This is a genomic window from Pontixanthobacter luteolus (genome assembly GCF_009828095.1).
Taxonomy (GTDB): domain Bacteria; phylum Pseudomonadota; class Alphaproteobacteria; order Sphingomonadales; family Sphingomonadaceae; genus Pontixanthobacter; species Pontixanthobacter luteolus.
On the sequence record NZ_WTYP01000001.1, the window covers coordinates 1,255,616 to 1,272,193 of the forward strand.

Consider the following 16,578-nt stretch of genomic DNA (forward strand, 5'->3'; position numbering starts at 1 on the left):
ACATCTGTAGGAAAGAAGAAACCAAATCGGTTCGCGCAGGAGTTTCACAATGATCAATCGAATTCGCGACTTGCGCAAGGCAAAGGGCTGGACACTGGCCGATCTGGCAGAAGCCTGCGATCCGCCGACCACTGCGCAAACGATTGGCCGGCTGGAAACGGGAATGCGCAACCTTTCGATCAAGTGGATGGACCGCATCGGCCGCGCGCTCGACATTGATCCGCAATCGCTGGTTCGGTCGGAAGACAAGCCCGCCCCCAGCGTCGTCGCAATACTGGGCGAACATGGCCCCGAACCGCTCGCGAAGGCTGCAGATGCAGTTCTGCCGACAGAGCTGCTTGGCGATGCGCCGCTGATGGCGCTTTCGATCAGCGCAAGCACCGGGGAATACCGTTCTGGCGATCAGCTATGGATGCGGCAATTGGCGCCTGAAGATGCGGGCAAGGCAATCAACCGGGATGTGCTAGTGCCGCGCAAAGGCGGGCGGTTTTATTTCGGCCGGCTGATCGACCGGCAGGGGACGCTTGTAGGCATCCTGCCGCCGGGTCTCGGGCAGAAACAGCAAGTGGTTGATGATCCGCCCTGGATTGCCGTGGCGGAAATGCTGGTGCGGCCACTATGACTGGCGATAAGCCTGTGAAACGCCGCCTCCTTTCCCTGTCGACGCTGTATCCGAATGCCCACACCCCGCGCTTCGGCACGTTCGTCGCCCGGTCGCTGGAGGCGCTCGCTGATCGCGGCGATTGGGATGTAACAGTGATCAATCCGATTGGCGTACCGCCCATCGCATTCGGCAAATACAAGGCGCTGGCCGCAGCGGCGACGGACGGGATTGAGCATGGCGTGTCGGTTTACCGGCCGACTTTCACCCTGATTCCCAGCGTTGGTGCGCGCATCAATGCCAGCGTGATCGCAAAGAAGGTTTTGCCTCTGGCGCGACGTCTGCACGAGGAAAATCCCTTCGATCTGGTCGACGCGCAATTCTTTTATCCCGATGGCCCCGCCGCCGTCTGGATTGCCAACGAATTGGGCCTGCCAAGTTCGATCAAGGCCCGCGGTTCCGATATCACCTATTGGGGCGGCAAATCCTTTGCGCTGGAACAGATGCTTGATGCGGCAGAGCGCGCGACCGGTCTGCTCGCCGTTTCGGAAAAACTGGCCAGCGACATGGCATCCATCGGGATGGCCCGCGACAAGATCGCAATAAACTATACCGGCCTCGACCGGGATCGTTTTCGCCCGCTAGAATATAGCGGCCTTCGTGCCCACCTGGGCAAGACACTCGGGATCGATCTGCCTGAGAACAAGCCGCTATTGGTGTCCGTCGGCGCGCTGATCGAACGCAAGGGCCAAGACCTGGCGATCGGCGCGCTGGCGAGCCTGCCAGAGGCGCAGTTGTTGCTGGTCGGCACCGGGTCAGACGAGAAACACCTGCGCGGCCTCGCTGCCGATATGCGGGTCGAAGATCGGGTGCATTTTCTCGGCTCGGTCGATCACGACCTTTTGCCGGTTATCCTGTCAGCAGCCGATGCAATGGTTCTGCCATCCGCCAGAGAGGGCCTCGCCAATGCGTGGGTCGAAGCGCTTGCCTGCGGAACACCCATAATCATCGCAGACGCAGGCGGCGCGCGTGAACTGGTGACGTCTGCCGACGCAGGACTGATCGTGGAACGCACGCTGGAGGCGGTAAGCGCAGGGATTGCCCACGTCCTTGCCAATCCCCGCCCGAAGGAAGTCGTCGCAGCAACGGCCAGCCGGTTCAGCTGGGCCAGCAACGCCGCCTCGCTTGCGCAGTATTACGAGGGGCTGATTGCCCCCCGCAAAGACTGATCACCCCTCGCCGCGGGCGAGTTTGTCCTGTTTGTCTGCCACCGTCTCTTCCGGAACAAAGCTGTCGGAATTGACACCGAGCCAGATCAGGATCGGCGCGGCCATGTAAACAGAGCTGTACGTACCAACGAACAGACCCAGGGTGATTGCCGCAATCATGCCGAACAGACTTGCCGGGCCATAGATCAGCAACGGAACCAGCGCGACGAGCAGCGTCAACGATGTCATCACTGTACGTGCCAGCGTTTCGTTCACCGACAGGTCGAGCAATTCAGGCACCGGCATCTTGCGGAATTTCTTCAGGTTTTCCCTGATCCGGTCGTACACGACGATGGTATCGTTCAGCGAGTAACCGATGATGGCCAGAATTGCGGCGATGATCTGCAAGCTGAATTCGAGCTGGAACAGAGCGAACATGCCCAGTGTCAGCGAAACGTCGTGGAACAGTGCAAACAGCGCGCCCACGCCGAACTGCCATTCGAAACGTATCCAGATGTACATCGCGACGGCGATCATGGCGGCAACCAGCGCCAGAACCGCATCATTGCGGAATTCGCCGGACACTTTGCCCGATACGGAGTCGACACCGTCGATCCGCACATCGGGATGCTTTTCCTTCATCGCATTGGTGATCGAAACGGTCATGGCGTCGGCAAAGCCCGGATCGCCTTCTGCCTCGGCAGGCAGTTTCACGCGGATGGACACTTGGTTCGGTTCGCCAAAACGCTGGATTACCGGGTCTTCAACAGTCGGAAGTGCGCTGACTGTATCGCGCAGTTCGGCCACCGGTGCGGTTTCCTCACCCACGAAAGTGGCGCGAATTTCCTGACCGCCGGCAAAGTCGACGCCGTAGTTCAGTCCATTGGTGAACACCAGAAACCAGCTCGCAATAACCAGCAGGACGCTGATCACATAGAACGGGACCCTCAGCTTGAGGAATTTGATGTTTGTGTTGTCAGGGACAATCTTGAGAAGTCGCATGATCCTAAAGCCCCTTAAATCGTGATGTCTTTGGGCCGCGATTTACGCAGCCAGCCGGCGACCCACAGACGGGTCAGAGTTACGGCGGTGAAGACACTGGTGAACAAGCCGACGATAAGCACGACCGCGAAGCCGCGGATCGGGCCAGAGCCGAACAGGAAGAGCAGCACGCCAGCAATGAAGTTGGTGACGTTCGCGTCGTAAATCGCGCGGCTTGCTTCCTTGTAACCGTTTTCAACCGCAGCAATGACCCGCCGCCCGCGTTTGCGTTCTTCGCGTATGCGTTCGTTGATCAGCACGTTTGCGTCGACAGCGGCACCGATCGTCAGCACGAAGCCCGCGATACCCGGCAATGTCAGCGTGGAATTGGCGATAGCCATGATCCCAAGCAGCATCATCACGTTGAATACCAACGCGATGGTCGCATAAACACCGAAGCGGCCATAGCTTGCCACCATCAGAGCGATAACCGCGATGGAGCCGATCAGCATGGCGATCATGCCGCGTTTGATCGAGTCCGCACCCAGGTCCGGCCCGACAGTGCGTTCTTCGACTACTGCTAGATCAACAGGCAGCGCGCCCGATTTCAGCGAAATCGCAAGCTGTGCGGTTTCATCGGCGGTGAAATTGCCGGAAATCTGCGCCCGTCCGCCCAGAATCGGTTCGTTGATATTGGGCGCTGACAGCACTTTGCCGTCGAGAATGATCGCGAACGGCTTGTTGACGTTCTGCTGGGTCAGCGTGGCAAACTTCGCGCCGCCTTCCGCGTTGAATGTGATATCCACCACCGGGGCATTGGAGTTCGGGTCACGCGATGCATTCGCATCGGTCAGATTGTCGCCCTTGATCCCGCCCAGGCGGCGAACGGCAAGGCCGGTGCCTTCTCGCGGTGTGCCTTCGGCATATGGGAAAATCTGGCTACCGGGAGGGGCAATGCCTTGCGCCACATCGGATGGCAGCGCGTTCTGGTCGACCAGTTTGAATTCGAGCCGTGCGGTCTTGCCCAGCTGTTCTTTCAGTTCGTCCGGATCCTGCAGGCCGGGGACCTGCACCACGATGCGTGTGTCGCCCTGACGGATGATGGTCGGTTCGCGCGTGCCGAGGCCGTCGATACGCTTGCGGATCACTTCAATCGCGCCGTCCATCGCCTGCGACACCGCGTTTTCGACGCCTTCATCGGTCTGGGTCAGGACGAAGCGGGTTTCATCGACAACGTCGAGGTTCCATTCCGTGATGATGCCCGAACCGTTTATCAGCGGCAGGATTTCCTCTCGCGCGCGATCGACATCGGAATCGCTGTCGAGAATGAAGCTGAGCTGGTCGTTCTGCGTCGACATATCCCCGAAACGGATGCGGGGTTCGGCACTGCGCAAGGCATCTCGAACACCCTCTTCCATGTTTTCGAGACGCTGCTCGGTCACCTGCTCCGGATTGGCTTCCAGCATGATGTGACTGCCACCGGCAAGGTCGAGGCCGAGATTGACTGTCGGGCTTGGCAGCACGTCAGGCCATTTCAGGCTGGTCGAACCGAGCAAGGATGGAAGTGCCGCAGCTGCAAGGAGCAAAGTGAAGCCCCACAGCATGACCTTCTTCCACTGAGGATATTCGAGCATTTGGTAGTCCCGTTCTCTTGAGGATCAACGCAGCAGGTTTAGTCGTTTGCGGCCTGACCTGCGGGCGGGATGATATCCCCGATCGTGCTTTTCACCGCTTTTACGCGAACGCCCTGGGCAAGTTCCAGCTCGGCATAATCATCGTCGACCTTGATGACCTTGGCGACCAGTCCGCCTGCGGTGACGACCTTGTCGCCTTTCTTCATCGCGGCGACTTTCTGTTGGTGTTCTTTCTGGCGGCGCATTTGCGGCCGGATAATCAGGAACCAGAAGATCAGGCCCATCGCCACGAGTGGCATGAATTGGAGCCATGCGGGAGGTGCATCTGCACCGGCGGCTGCAGTAAGTAGTTCGAGCATCGATTGAGCCTGTACCTTTAGAAATTCATAGACACCGGGCTGCGTGCGATATGATGGTTGACCATACCCCCGCCTCTCCTCGGCAACAGGTGGGCGCGACTAGCAGCAATGCAAGGACAGGGCAACGCAATGCGATCAAGTGTGTTCTTGCTGCATCAGATATTGCGTTACCGTATCTGCGGCCTTATAGGCGCGCCTCCACTGATCGGGACGTGGCGCAGTCTGGTAGCGCACTATACTGGGGGTGTAGGGGTCGCTGGTTCGAATCCAGTCGTCCCGACCAGTGGAAAATCTCCTCCATCGCCGAAATGCCGCCGCGCAGGTCCAACGATCTTGCGTGCCGCCAGCGTGCGCCCTACCCAGCGCGCAATGGAGTTTTTCCGATGACCGATACACCCAAACTGAAGATGCGATCCTGGCTGTTTGCCCCGGGCGACAGCGAGCGAAAGATGCAGAAGGCCAGCGATAGCGAGGCAGATATCGTGCTGCTGGACCTTGAAGATTCGGTCATGCCGGAAAACAAGCCGGAGGCGCGCAGGCTCGTCAGCGCATTCATCGCGGCGCGCAGCGACCGCCACCGGATCTGGGTCAGGATCAACCCGATCACCAGCGAATTTGCCGAGGATGATCTGGCCGCGATCATGCCATCTGCGCCGGGCGGCATTCTGCTGCCGAAATCGGAGGGGAGCTGCGATCCCGAGCGGCTCGATCAATTGCTGACGCAGCACGAGGAAACCCACGGTATCGAGCCGGGATCTACCCGCGTGGCCGCACTGGTCACTGAAACCCCGCACGCCATGTTCCACACCGGCGACTACGAAAACGTGCCGCGGCTTGTCGCGATGAGTTGGGGCGCGGAAGATTTGTCCTCCGCAATCGGGGCTTCAGTCCAGTTTCAGCCTAACGGGCAGTATATGCCGGTGTTCGAACTGGCCCGCAGCCTGTGCCTGCTGGGCGCAGTTGCCGCAGGTGCAGCACCGATCGAGACAATACAGGCCGACTTCCGCGATCTCGACGGACTGCGCGAGCGCGCCTTGATGGTCCGCAGCCAGGGATACCGGGGGATGCTGGCCATTCATCCGGCGCAGGTGCCCGTTATCAATCAGGCATTTACGCCGAGCGAAGCAGAGCTGGATAAAGCACGCGCGGTCATCGCGGCCTTTGCCGCCAATCCGGGCGCAGGCACGGTTGGCGTGGACGGGGCCATGCTCGACCGGCCGCATCTCGCGCTTGCCCATGCATTGCTCGCCAGTGCGGAGGACTAAGGTCCGAGCACCAAAAGCGGCACATTGATTTTCCTACAGGAACCTATTTGGTTAGGCATCGTGCGAATCACTCAGCAAGGATTTCGCCAATGCCGCTTCTGGAAACACTGATCGGGCCTATCTCCTCGATCATCGACAAGATCATCCCTGACAAGGAAGCCCGGGCGAAAGCAAAGCTGGAATTGCTCAGGCTGGAGGGAAGCCATGAGCTGAAAGCGATCGAGGCGCGCCTCGCCGCCATCGTGGCAGAGGCCAATTCGCACGACCCGTGGACCAGCCGCGCCCGGCCCAGCTTCCTTTATGTCATGTATATCCTGCTGCTGACCGCCCTCCCCATGGGCATTCTCGCGGCCTTCAGCCCGGCCACAGCGAAAGACATTGCGGCGGGCATGAACGCATATTTGGGCGGGCTGCCCGAACCGCTCTACGCTTTGTTCGGCACAGGCTATCTCGGATACACAGCGGCGCGGCAGTGGGGCAAGACCCGCGGGACCGACAGATAAAAATTATGTCTCTAATTTTTATACTCTGTCCAGAATTGCGCTGTGCCCTGTTCAGGTAAAGGGGGCGGAACGACCTCTCTTGCGATGTCAGCTTTTGGGAAACGGCGCAGAAACGACTAATGCCCGATTATGGGGTGGAAAGCTGCCCTTGCGCCCCGCTCGTCTTTGCAGCATTCCAATTGGATGAAAAAACCCGTCAGGTTCGCCACAGGATTAATGCTGGTTGCTCTGGTGATTGCATGCAACGACGGCAAAACTCCGTCGAGCAGTAAACCGGTCCAAGTGGCTCATGGCAACTATCCAGAAGCATGTAGCAAACCGCCTGAGCCATTCCGGACTGCAGAGGATGGAATTGACCATCATGCGATAGTCTATCTTGTCAAACTTTCGTTGGATGACAGCCTCTCGTTGAATGGAGAGAGTTTGGCTGCATCTGCACTTCTGGAAAATGCGCGCAAGGCGATTGGTTTCAATCCTCCACCCTATTTTGTGACGGAAATTCAGTCTGGAACGCCTTGTAAGTTTGTGGTCAAGCATCGCTCTGGCTTGGCAGAAACCGCACTGTGCCGATCTGGGCATTGCGCCGAAGGGCACGATTTCAGGCAGTGGCCAATTAAGATTGGTCCAGATAAATTCGTCGACCCCGATTAGCCAATGTCTGGTTCTGGGTCGTTAGCCGAATGTCTGCTTATGGGGCGACAGCAGTATAGGCGGTCGGTCTTCTAGAAGGCGGCAGCACAAGCATGCCAAACGCCGCCAGAATGGTGGGAAGGGACTTTCGCTGAGGATGCTGGAACGCGATCCTTATTCAGGCGCTTGGTAGGACCAGATCAGCATCAATAGCGCGACGATGATAAAAATGGCGAAACCAGAGAGTAGCCATGAGTTCAGATACCATTGATCTCCCCACTCAAACTCGCCACCCATAATGCGCACCCAGCCGCGGAAATGCTGAGTTGCGCCAACGGAAAGCCCAAAGACCGAAAAGACTGCCGATAGGTAGCGAGCAACCCAGTGCGAGGGATTTGGAAGAATGAGCAACAGGCCGAGCAGCCCGATAACTGTTCTCTGCGCGCGGCAGAAAGGGCATTGATAAACGATCTCAAACCAATCGACAGCCCAAGTTGCGGCACTAAGCGCAATTGCGGCCAGGCCGACCCACAAGCGATACTGAAGCAGCAAGCTTGGAATACCCTCTACCCATGCGCCCAAAGATTGCTTGTCGGTCACGGTGCACCTCTCCTCCAAAAGCCTTCCTCTGCCGCTAACAAAAACCGCTGGAAAGACAAGCGTCCTGGTGGTTCGCCAACTCAACGGCTGGAAATGGGTGGATTGCTGCCGCCGATGGCTCGTTGGACTATGCCGCTTCAGCTTGAGCGGCGACATACCAGACAAAGCACATTGCTTCAGAAGGATCACCACCGGCCACTTCCCATTTTTTGAACTCCTCCCCGAAAGCTGAGCGACCTTCTGAAATGAAGTCCCACTTCGATTGAAGTTCTTGAAAGTCAGCGAGTGCTGTTTCTGAAGTGAGTGCAACCCGCTCCGCCCAAGACACATCAGAAGACACCGATTTATGGGTGTCGACCTCTATCCAGTAACATTCGCAGGTGCCCCCTTCCGGGAACCGAAATTGAAGCTGCCCTCCGACACTGGCGAGATTACAATCTCTCGCTGCAGTGATCACCTTCGGAATGTCTTCCAATGGCCACGCATATTCCTTTCCTCGGAGGGTTGCCCGCGAAAGGAGTTCTTTCGGCAGTAGGTTCTCAGGGATCTTCATAGACCTCGTTTAGCTGTCGGAAGCCAACGGCGGCAATCGGGTCGCTAGCGGAACGGCAGATTTGTTAGCCGAAAGCTGCAATCGGGCAAGCGACACGGACTGCACTGTTCCCTGATTCCCTTCGGCCAAATCCCTTCCGATCAATGCCAACCGCCGCTAAGGCTGGCGAATGAGTATTCCGATCACAAATACCGTCTATGTCCTCAACGGGCCGAACCTGAACCTGCTCGGCACGCGCGAGCCAGACATTTACGGCTCCGATACACTAGATGACATTGCCGGAATGCTGGAGGATCGCGGCCGCGAACTCGGGCTGGAAATCGACATGCGCCAGACCAATCATGAGGGGATGCTGGTCGACTGGCTGCATGAGGCGCAGGCTGAAGGCGCAGTGGCCGTGCTGCTGAATGCAGCGGCCTATACCCACACCTCCATCGCGTTGCTGGACGCGATCCGGGCAATCCGGACGCCGGTTATCGAAGTGCACCTTTCAGACCCTTCGACGCGGGAAGATTTCCGGCACGTTTCGTATGTCGGCATGGCCGCGCAAGAGACGGTTCAGGGCCTCGGGGCACAGAGCTATGTGGCGGCGCTCGACGTAGCGGCAAGGCTCCAAAACGCTACCTGATTCCCCGCCAAAATCGGTCACACCCCCTTGCCCTGACGCGCGATGCCGCGCATAGGCCGAAGCCTGAAACAACTATGAGGCAAACATGGCCACCACCAAGGGCACTGCCGGAAAGAAACACGGCATGAACGTTGATACCAAGCTTGTACGTGAACTTGCTGAAATGCTGGGCGAAACCGGTCTTACTGAAATCGAAGTCGAAGATGGCGACCGCAAGGTGCGCGTATCGCGCGGCGGCGGCGTTGCAATGGCGGCTCCTGCACCGATGCACGCCCCGGCGCCGGCCGCGCTTGCTCCCGCAGCGGCAGCCCCCGCTGGCGACGCGCCGGCAGCACCTGCCGACAATGCGAATTCACTGAAGTCACCAATGGTCGGCACCGTCTATCTCGCCGCCGAACCGGGCGCTGCCCCGTTCGTGAGCGTGGGCGACAGCGTGAAGGAAGGCGACACTATCCTGATCGTGGAGGCGATGAAGGTGATGAACCCGATTACCGCCGACAAGTCCGGCACGATCAAGGAAATCCTGGTCGAGAATGCCCAGCCTGTCGAATACGACCAGCCACTCGCAGTAATCGGCTAAGCGCGACATGGGCATTTCCCGAATTCTCATTGCCAATCGCGGCGAAATTGCACTGCGTATCCACCGTGCGGCGCACGAAATGGGCATCGAAACGGTTGCGGTTCATTCAACTGCCGACGCTGACGCCATGCATGTTCGCCTCGCCGATCACGCGGTCTGCATCGGCCCGCCGCCTGCAACCGACAGCTATCTGAACACCGCGGCGATCATTTCTGCGGCAGAGGTCGCGCAATGCGACGCAATTCATCCGGGTTATGGCTTCCTTTCGGAGAACGAGAAGTTCGCCGAAATCGTTGAAGCGCATGACATCGCGTGGATCGGTCCGAAGCCTGAACATATCCGCACGATGGGCGACAAGGTCATGGCCAAGAAGACCGCGGGGGCGCTAGGCCTTCCGCTGGTCCCCGGGTCTGACGGCGCGATCGACAATGTCGAAGAAGCCGCGAAGATCGCGGAAGAAATCGGTTACCCGGTCATCATCAAGGCAGCATCGGGCGGCGGCGGCCGCGGCATGAAAGTGTGCGAAAGCCCCGAAACTCTGGGCACCCTGATGCAGCAGGCCGGCAATGAAGCCAAATCTGCGTTTGGCGATGCCACGGTCTATCTCGAGAAGTATCTCGGCGATCCTCGCCATATCGAATTCCAGGTGTTCGGCGACGGCAATGGCAATGCGATCCATCTTGGTGAACGCGACTGTTCGCTGCAGCGCCGCCACCAGAAGGTTTTCGAGGAAGCACCCTCGCCGGTACTTTCTACCGAAGAACGTAACCGGATGGGTGAAATTTGCGCCAAGGCCATGGCCGATATGGGCTATCGCGGTGCCGGAACCATCGAATTCCTGTGGGAAAACGGTGAATTCTATTTCATCGAAATGAACACCCGGCTTCAGGTCGAACATCCCGTGACCGAAATGATCACCGGCGTCGACCTGGTGCGCGAACAGATCCGCATTGCCGATGGCAAGGCACTGTCGGTCAAGCAGGACGAGATCGAGTTCAAAGGCCACGCGATCGAATGCCGCATCAATGCGGAAGATCCGTTCACCTTCGCCCCTTCACCAGGCAAGGTCACATCGTATCACGCCGCGGGCGGAATGCACGTTCGGGTCGATAGCGGCCTGTATGCGGGATATTCGATCCCGCCATACTACGATTCCATGATCGCCAAACTGATCGTGTACGGCCGCAACCGCGAAGGATGCATCATGCGTCTGCGGCGTGCGCTGGAAGAAATGGTGATCGAAGGCGTCAACACCTCCATCCCTCTGCACCGTGAACTGCTGACGCAGGATGATATCCTGAGCGGCGATTATTCGATCAAGTGGCTCGAAGAATGGCTCAAGGAACGCAGCGAGTAATCGCCCGCCGTCCAATCCGCTCTGACGCGGCGATCATAACCCTGATTTGAAAATTGATATCGCGGTGCCCGGTTACTGGCCGGGTGCCGCATATCCTTCCTCGCGCAAGGTGATGATGTAGTCGGTCAGCAATTGGGCGTCTTCGTCCGACACTTCGACATTCATTTCCTGCGGGAAACTGTGCGAATCGAGCAGGAACGCCTTGAGCGTGGTATTGGTGAGGCCCGGCATATTCGCCACCATCATGAAGCTGGGCGCGGACGGATTAGGAGAGATCTGGCCCGGCGCAACGGCGTGGCAGCCAGCACAAAGCGCCTCCGACATTTCAAAACCGGCCAGCGGTTCCATATCGGCGCCGGATGGGGCGGTTACCGGCGCAGGCGAAGCTGCGTTTGCGCTTTCCACCTGTGTATCGGTGCTTGTGCACGATGCCAGCAGCAGAGCCGGGATAGCGAGAAATGCGTTCTTGATCATCGGAACCGTCCCGTCAGGTAGCTATTCCAACGGTACGCCCGGCTCATGCTTGGCCGTGCGGATGGTGAGCGAGGTTTTTACGCTTTCCACATTGGGCGCAGGCGTGAGTTTGCTGGTCAGAAATTCCTGAAAACTCTGCAAATCCTTGCTCACCACCTTGAGGATAAAATCGATCTCACCGTTGAGCATATGCACTTCGCGCACTTCGGGCAGAGCATGCATATGATCTTCGAATTCGCGCAGCGCGCTTTCCGCCTGGCTCTTGAGGCTGACCATTGCAAAAACGGTGATTGCGAATCCCAATTGCGAAGCGTCGAGCTCCGCATGGTAGCCGCGGATAACCCCTTCTTCCTCAAGCGCGCGCACGCGCCTCAGGCACGGCGGTGCGGTTAATCCGACGCGCTGTGCAAGTTCTACGTTGGTTACGCGCCCTTCGCTCTGCAATTCTGCGAGCAAACGCCGGTCAATATCGTCGAGATTGGCCACCTCTTACGCCCCTGTCAGTCCCTGAGCGCCATTAACTGCGCTGCCGTGCAATGAAAGATACGTATATGAATACGCATTGCTAATATTATTGTTCTTGCCAGCAATTGTCCCGCTTTGCAACGATCCACAGGGGCAGCGTTCCAAGGGGGTGCGAAACTGGTAGGGCTCGCTAGTCCGAAATTGAAGGGGATTATGAGCCCCGTTGGAGATTCGCGAAACCGTAATGCAGTTTGATGACCGCCTTGCCACCGTACTGCGCCACCGCGCATCGGGTGATCGTGCGGCGCGGACACAGTTCCGCCAACTGCTCGACCTGCTTGGCAGTCGCCGGAACATCAAGGACCGCAAATTGCTTGCATCAGCGTGGCTCAGACTAGGCGCATTGGGCGAAATTATCCCTGCGGCAGATCGCGCGGCAATGGTTGCAGACGCGGGCCTGCGGATTCGGAACCCGGAGTTGGCTGTACATCTGGCGGAAGACGAACCTGCGGTTGCCGCTGCTGCCCTGTCTCGCGCTGAAATCAGCTCTGACGATTGGGAGGCACTCATCCCGCGTCTGCCGGTGCGTGCACGCGGCTTTCTGCGCCTGCGCCGCGACCTTCCGCCGCAGACGACCGACCTGCTCGAACGGCTGGGTATCCAGGATCGCGGACTTCCCAATCCGGCATCAGCCGAAAAGCAGGTGCAGCAGCCGGACAGTCCAGATGGTCTTATCCAAGGGGGAAGCAATGTAACCCCTATTCGCAGCACCCCTTTGCCGGCCAACGATATCCCGCTGGAACTCAGCGAAGAAGAGGTGCTTGAAGAAGACACCGAAATCGGTGCGTTGGTCAAACGGATCGAGGCGTTTCGCAAGGCGCGCGTATCGGCCCCTGACAAGACCGATGCGCCCCGCTTGCCACTGGGCGAACAAATCGCCGACACAGATCAGCAGGTCAGTGCCTTCGCCTTCACCGCCGATGCCCGCGGACGAATCGATTGGGCAGACCTGCCGATCGCTCCGATGGTGATCGGGACGGTCCTGGACCGCGACAAGCTTGGTCCTGCGATCAAGTTTCGCCAGCCAATCCGTGACGAGGTACTCGAACTGGCCGGTGCGCCGAAAATATCTGGCAAATGGGTTGTCGATGCGGCCCCCCAATTCACGCAGCCGGAAGGCCGGTTTTTCGGCTATGCCGGCATGTTCCGCCGTGCGCCTGACGATATTTCGAACATCACCGATCCGCAAGCCTCGAGCGAGGCCGACCGCCTGCGCCAGCTGCTTCACGAACTGAAGACACCGGTCAACGCGATTCAGGGCTTTTCCGAGGTAATCCAGCAGCAGCTGTTTGGCCCGACACCGCATGAATACCGCGCGCTTGCTGCAAATATTGCAGGCGACAGCGCAAGGATGCTCGCAGGCTTCGATGAATTGGACCGGCTGGCGAAACTGGAAACCGGTGCGCTGGACCTTGAAATGGGCGAAGCGGATTTCGGCGCCATCGTGGCCGCCCAGATCGAACAATTGGGCCGCGTGCTCGCCCCGCGTACCGCTGCGTTCGAATTCGCATCGGCAGGGGCCGGGCCGAGTGCCGGCAATGTGCCGCTGGACCAGAGGGAAGCCGAAACGCTCGCGTGGCGGCTGCTCGCAACGCTGGCAGGTGCCATCGGCGCAGGAGAAAGCATTCCGGTCGGGTTTGCGCCGCAAGACAGGATGCTGGGCCTGCACATCGACCTGCCCGCATCTCTCGCCGCCACCGATGATATTTTCGCGGCAACCGCAAAACCCGGCAAGGCTGCGGTTAGCGCGGGAATGTTCGGCGCGGGCTTTTCCTTGCGGCTTGCCCGGGCAGAAGCCCGATCGGCAGGCGGCGACTTGATGCGTGTGGACGATTCGATCGTGCTCACGCTGCCGCTCTTGACCGCAGCCGGGAGCGAACCTAGCCAGACAGCAGACGGCGCGGCACACTGATTGCGCCCATTTTGGCAGGGAGTACCGGCACGTGGACCGGTCGATAATCGAACCGCCCGTCAAGGGATCAGCCACGCGCTTCAAAGCCGGTTTCGGCCAGCGTTCGCTGCTCACTGTCGATACCGAGGAAGAATTCGACTGGGAGGGCCCGTTCAGCCCCAGCGGACACGGCCTCGACCATGTACCCCGCCTCGCCAAATTCCAGCAGTTTTGCGAAGGCATCGGCGTCTGCCCCGTCTATCTGGTCGACTGGCCCGTGGCGACATCCGAAGTGGCGATGGAAATCCTTCGCGCACCTTTGCAAGCAGGCAAGGCCGAAATCGGCATCCAGCTCCACCCGTGGGTCAATCCGCCCTTCGAAGAAGAGGTGAACACATTCAATTCGTTCGCCGGAAATCTGCCACCGGACCTGGAAGAGCGGAAGTTCTTCAAGCTGCGCGACGAGATACAGAAGAATTTCGGCTGCGCACCCCAGATCTACCGCGCTGGCCGTTACGGACTTGGCCCGTCGAGCGCGAAAATCCTGAAAAAGGCTGGCGTCGCGATCGACAGCTCGGTGCGCGCCAATTTCGATTACAGCCCGGGCGGCGGCCCCAATTACCGCGACCATCCGCTGGAACCCTATTGGGTCGATAGCGAACACCAGCTGCTCGAATTGCCGCTGACGACCGTGTTCTGGGGAATGCTTCGCAAGCAGGGCCGCGCACTCTACCCGGCACTTTCGCGATTGGGGAAAGTGAACGGCATCGCGTCGCGTCTGGGAATGCTGGAACGAATCGCGCTGACCCCAGAGGGTGTCTCCGCTGACGAGGCACTGCGCGGGATCGACATCGCGATCGACGATCAATTGCCTGTTCTGGTGCTATCGTTCCACAGCCCTTCACTGGTGCCTGGCCATACACCATACGTGCGGACCGAGGATGATCTGGACGAGCTTTACGAATGGTGGAGGCGAATTTACGCTTACCTCGATCAGCGCGGGGTGAAGCCGACAACGGTGGCTGAAATCATGCAATCGGCGGAAGTTTAAGCCCGCCAAGCAAGCTAATTTGTGAAATCGCAAAAACGATGCTTGCTACTCGCGCTTCCCCCCGCTAGGCGCGCTCTGCTATCCGGCGATTGACGGACAGCATTCGCTTTAGGCATCCTGGGGGCCTGTAGCTCAGTTGGTTAGAGCTGGCCGCTCATAACGGCTAGGTCGCGGGTTCGAGTCCTGCCGGGCCCACCGGAAGCCAGCGGAGTTATCGCCTTTGTGATGAAGCGATAAATGAAAAGTAAGTGTCGGGGAGTGGCGCAGCCTGGTAGCGCACCTGTTTTGGGTACAGGGGGTCGCAAGTTCGAATCTTGTCTCCCCGACCACACTTTTCAATTTACTCCTGAGCGATCTGCTTGAGGAGTAACCATCATCACCGCCTCCACCCTTTCCCGACTTGATACGCGCGCAATCTGGGCGATTGCCCTGCCTGCGATGGTGACCAACGTCGCCACCGCGCTGATCGGGATTGGCGACATGTGGATCGTGGGCCGTTTGGGCGATCCGGCAGCACAGGGCGCTGTTGATGTCGGCGCGCGGCTGTTTGCCGTGTTGTTCACCGTGATGAACTTCCTCAAGACCGGCACGACTGGATTGGTCGCGCAGGAAGGCACGCGTGCAGGCCGCGAGGCGCAGGTTTCCGTGTTGATGCGCGGGATTACTGTAGGTTTTGCCATTGCGGTCATGCTGCTGATCGCGAAACCTGTGATCCAGCCCCTATTTCTGTCGCTGCTGGGCGCGGAAGACGCCGTGCTTGGCGCCGCCCGCACCTATGCAGACATCCGGTACTGGAGCGCGCCCGGCGTCATGCTGAATCTCGCGCTGATCGGCTTTCTCGTCGGACGCAGACAGATGGCCGCAGTGCTGGTTTTCGAGGTTGCCTATAATGCGCTGAATGTCGGGCTCGGCCTGTGGCTCGTGCTGGAAATGGATATGGGGATCGCCGGGATCGGCTGGTCCAGCTTCATCGCAGAGTACGTCAAACTCGCTGCCGTGATGCTGTTCGTTTTTCGCGGCGACGTGACGGGCCATTTGCTGAAAGTCCTAGCCAAAGGGTCATTCTTGCGTTGGCAGTCGCTGCAGCCGTTTCTGTCGGTCAACCGTGACCTGTTCCTGCGCACATTGGTACTGATGATCGCGCTAGCCGCCCTCACCCGGTTAAGCGCAGAACGCGGTGCGGTGGTGCTCGCGGCCAACGGTATCATCTATCAATTGTTCGTCTTCACAGCGCTGCTGCTGGACGGGTTCGAGAATGCCGCGCAGGTTCTCAATGGCGAACGATACGGCGCGCGCGACCGGCACGGTTTCGTTCAATATATTGGTGCGTTGCTGGTGCGCGGGATTGCGGTCGCAGCAGTGGTGGCGGCCGCATTCTACGCCCTCGCGGGTCCTATACTGACCAGCTTTGCCGCGACGCCGGGCGTCGCCAGAGCCGCGCAGGAAAGCGCGGTTTGGCTGGTGCTGATCCCGTTCGCGGGGGTCGCCGGTTTCATATTCGACGGAGTGTTTGTCGGCGCGAGCTGGACCCGCGCGCTTCTTGGCACAATGCTGGGCGCGGCGCTGATCTACGCGGCCATGCTGTGGCTGACCTGGCCGATGGGCAATCAGGGCCTGTGGCTGAGCTTCACTGCGTTCCTGATCGCCAGAGCCGTGCTGCAAGCGTTGTGGCTGCCGCGCCTGATCCGCACGTCAATGGCCTGACGCGCGCTGCAACCATTCTGAAATCGCGGCAAGT

Annotated in this window: 18 protein-coding genes and 3 tRNA genes; 14 read left to right on the forward strand and 7 right to left on the reverse strand. The window is 59.2% G+C overall.

The genetic code is table 11. The features are described from left to right. Positions 1-49: 49 nt before the first annotated feature. On the forward strand, positions 50-622 hold the full coding sequence (locus tag GRI43_RS06040; RefSeq protein WP_160730126.1) for a helix-turn-helix domain-containing protein: 573 nt from the start codon (positions 50-52) through the stop codon (positions 620-622). Then, entirely contained in the window at positions 619-1,830 is a 1,212-nt protein-coding gene (locus GRI43_RS06045; protein ID WP_160730127.1) for a glycosyltransferase, read from the forward strand. Before GRI43_RS06040 ends, GRI43_RS06045 begins: the two co-directional genes overlap by 4 nt. On the opposite strand, the gene secF is transcribed toward GRI43_RS06045, so the two are convergent. Genes secF through yajC form a run of 3 tightly spaced genes read right to left on the reverse strand, consistent with a single transcriptional unit; the run spans position 1,831 to position 4,783 of the window. Continuing rightward, complete coding sequence (gene secF / locus GRI43_RS06050) at positions 1,831-2,811, reverse strand: protein translocase subunit SecF (protein WP_160730128.1); 981 nt, start codon at positions 2,809-2,811, stop codon at positions 1,831-1,833. A 14-nt stretch (positions 2,812-2,825) separates the two neighbouring features. Then, positions 2,826-4,424, reverse strand: a complete 1,599-nt coding sequence (secD, locus tag GRI43_RS06055) for a protein translocase subunit SecD (protein WP_160730129.1) — start codon at positions 4,422-4,424, stop codon at positions 2,826-2,828. A gap of 38 nt (positions 4,425-4,462) precedes the next feature. Then, positions 4,463-4,783 carry a preprotein translocase subunit YajC gene (gene yajC / locus GRI43_RS06060; RefSeq protein WP_160730130.1) on the reverse strand — a complete coding sequence of 107 codons (321 nt, stop codon included), beginning with the start codon at positions 4,781-4,783 and terminating at the stop codon, positions 4,463-4,465. Positions 4,784-4,989: 206 nt separating this feature from the next. Here yajC and GRI43_RS06065 point away from each other — a divergent pair. From GRI43_RS06065 to GRI43_RS06080, 4 genes are all read left to right on the forward strand, one after another. Then, positions 4,990-5,066: transfer RNA gene (locus tag GRI43_RS06065), tRNA-Pro, on the forward strand. A 100-nt stretch (positions 5,067-5,166) separates the two neighbouring features. Then, entirely contained in the window at positions 5,167-6,048 is an 882-nt protein-coding gene (locus GRI43_RS06070; protein WP_160730131.1) for an HpcH/HpaI aldolase/citrate lyase family protein, read from the forward strand. Between the two features lie 89 nt (positions 6,049-6,137). After that, positions 6,138-6,551 (forward strand): holin family protein, encoded by a 414-nt coding sequence (locus GRI43_RS06075; RefSeq protein WP_160730132.1) that lies wholly within the window; start codon positions 6,138-6,140, stop codon positions 6,549-6,551. A gap of 183 nt (positions 6,552-6,734) precedes the next feature. After that, the gene (locus GRI43_RS06080) at positions 6,735-7,202 is read left to right on the forward strand and encodes a hypothetical protein (RefSeq protein ID WP_160730133.1); all 468 of its coding nucleotides are present in this window, start codon (positions 6,735-6,737) and stop codon (positions 7,200-7,202) included. Between the two features lie 153 nt (positions 7,203-7,355). Here the strand turns inward: GRI43_RS06080 and GRI43_RS06085 are convergent, their stop codons facing one another. Both GRI43_RS06085 and GRI43_RS06090 read right to left on the reverse strand, forming a co-directional pair. Then, positions 7,356-7,781 carry a hypothetical protein gene (locus tag GRI43_RS06085; RefSeq protein ID WP_202391601.1) on the reverse strand — a complete coding sequence of 142 codons (426 nt, stop codon included), beginning with the start codon at positions 7,779-7,781 and terminating at the stop codon, positions 7,356-7,358. Between the two features lie 127 nt (positions 7,782-7,908). After that, entirely contained in the window at positions 7,909-8,334 is a 426-nt protein-coding gene (locus GRI43_RS06090; protein ID WP_160730134.1) for a hypothetical protein, read from the reverse strand. Positions 8,335-8,503: 169 nt separating this feature from the next. Between GRI43_RS06090 and GRI43_RS06095 the strand changes: the two genes are divergently transcribed. The 3 genes from GRI43_RS06095 to accC all read left to right on the forward strand — a co-directional run bounded on the left by GRI43_RS06095 (position 8,504) and on the right by accC (position 10,899). Continuing rightward, positions 8,504-8,962, forward strand: coding sequence for a type II 3-dehydroquinate dehydratase (locus GRI43_RS06095; protein WP_202391602.1), 459 nt, complete (start codon positions 8,504-8,506; stop codon positions 8,960-8,962). 85 nt (positions 8,963-9,047) lie between these two features. Next, positions 9,048-9,542 carry an acetyl-CoA carboxylase biotin carboxyl carrier protein gene (accB, locus tag GRI43_RS06100; RefSeq protein ID WP_235903618.1) on the forward strand — a complete coding sequence of 165 codons (495 nt, stop codon included), beginning with the start codon at positions 9,048-9,050 and terminating at the stop codon, positions 9,540-9,542. A gap of 7 nt (positions 9,543-9,549) precedes the next feature. Then, the gene (accC, locus tag GRI43_RS06105) at positions 9,550-10,899 is read left to right on the forward strand and encodes an acetyl-CoA carboxylase biotin carboxylase subunit (protein WP_160730135.1); all 1,350 of its coding nucleotides are present in this window, start codon (positions 9,550-9,552) and stop codon (positions 10,897-10,899) included. Positions 10,900-10,971: 72 nt separating this feature from the next. Here the strand turns inward: accC and GRI43_RS06110 are convergent, their stop codons facing one another. Continuing rightward, positions 10,972-11,373 (reverse strand): hypothetical protein, encoded by a 402-nt coding sequence (locus GRI43_RS06110; RefSeq protein ID WP_160730136.1) that lies wholly within the window; start codon positions 11,371-11,373, stop codon positions 10,972-10,974. A gap of 21 nt (positions 11,374-11,394) precedes the next feature. After that, positions 11,395-11,859 carry an Lrp/AsnC family transcriptional regulator gene (locus tag GRI43_RS06115; RefSeq protein WP_160730137.1) on the reverse strand — a complete coding sequence of 155 codons (465 nt, stop codon included), beginning with the start codon at positions 11,857-11,859 and terminating at the stop codon, positions 11,395-11,397. 223 nt (positions 11,860-12,082) lie between these two features. On the opposite strand from GRI43_RS06115, the gene GRI43_RS06120 reads away from it, so the two are divergent. The 5 genes from GRI43_RS06120 (at position 12,083) to GRI43_RS06140 (ending at position 16,544) form a co-directional block, all read left to right on the forward strand. Beyond that, positions 12,083-13,810, forward strand: coding sequence for a histidine kinase dimerization/phospho-acceptor domain-containing protein (locus GRI43_RS06120; RefSeq protein ID WP_160730138.1), 1,728 nt, complete (start codon positions 12,083-12,085; stop codon positions 13,808-13,810). Between the two features lie 31 nt (positions 13,811-13,841). Beyond that, positions 13,842-14,840 carry a polysaccharide deacetylase family protein gene (locus tag GRI43_RS06125; RefSeq protein WP_160730139.1) on the forward strand — a complete coding sequence of 333 codons (999 nt, stop codon included), beginning with the start codon at positions 13,842-13,844 and terminating at the stop codon, positions 14,838-14,840. Positions 14,841-14,961: 121 nt separating this feature from the next. Beyond that, positions 14,962-15,035 (forward strand) — tRNA-Ile (locus GRI43_RS06130). Positions 15,036-15,092: 57 nt separating this feature from the next. Further along, a tRNA-Pro gene (locus GRI43_RS06135) sits at positions 15,093-15,169 on the forward strand. Positions 15,170-15,278: 109 nt separating this feature from the next. Further along, positions 15,279-16,544 (forward strand): MATE family efflux transporter, encoded by a 1,266-nt coding sequence (locus tag GRI43_RS06140; RefSeq protein WP_160730140.1) that lies wholly within the window; start codon positions 15,279-15,281, stop codon positions 16,542-16,544. Positions 16,545-16,578: the final 34 nt, after the last annotated feature.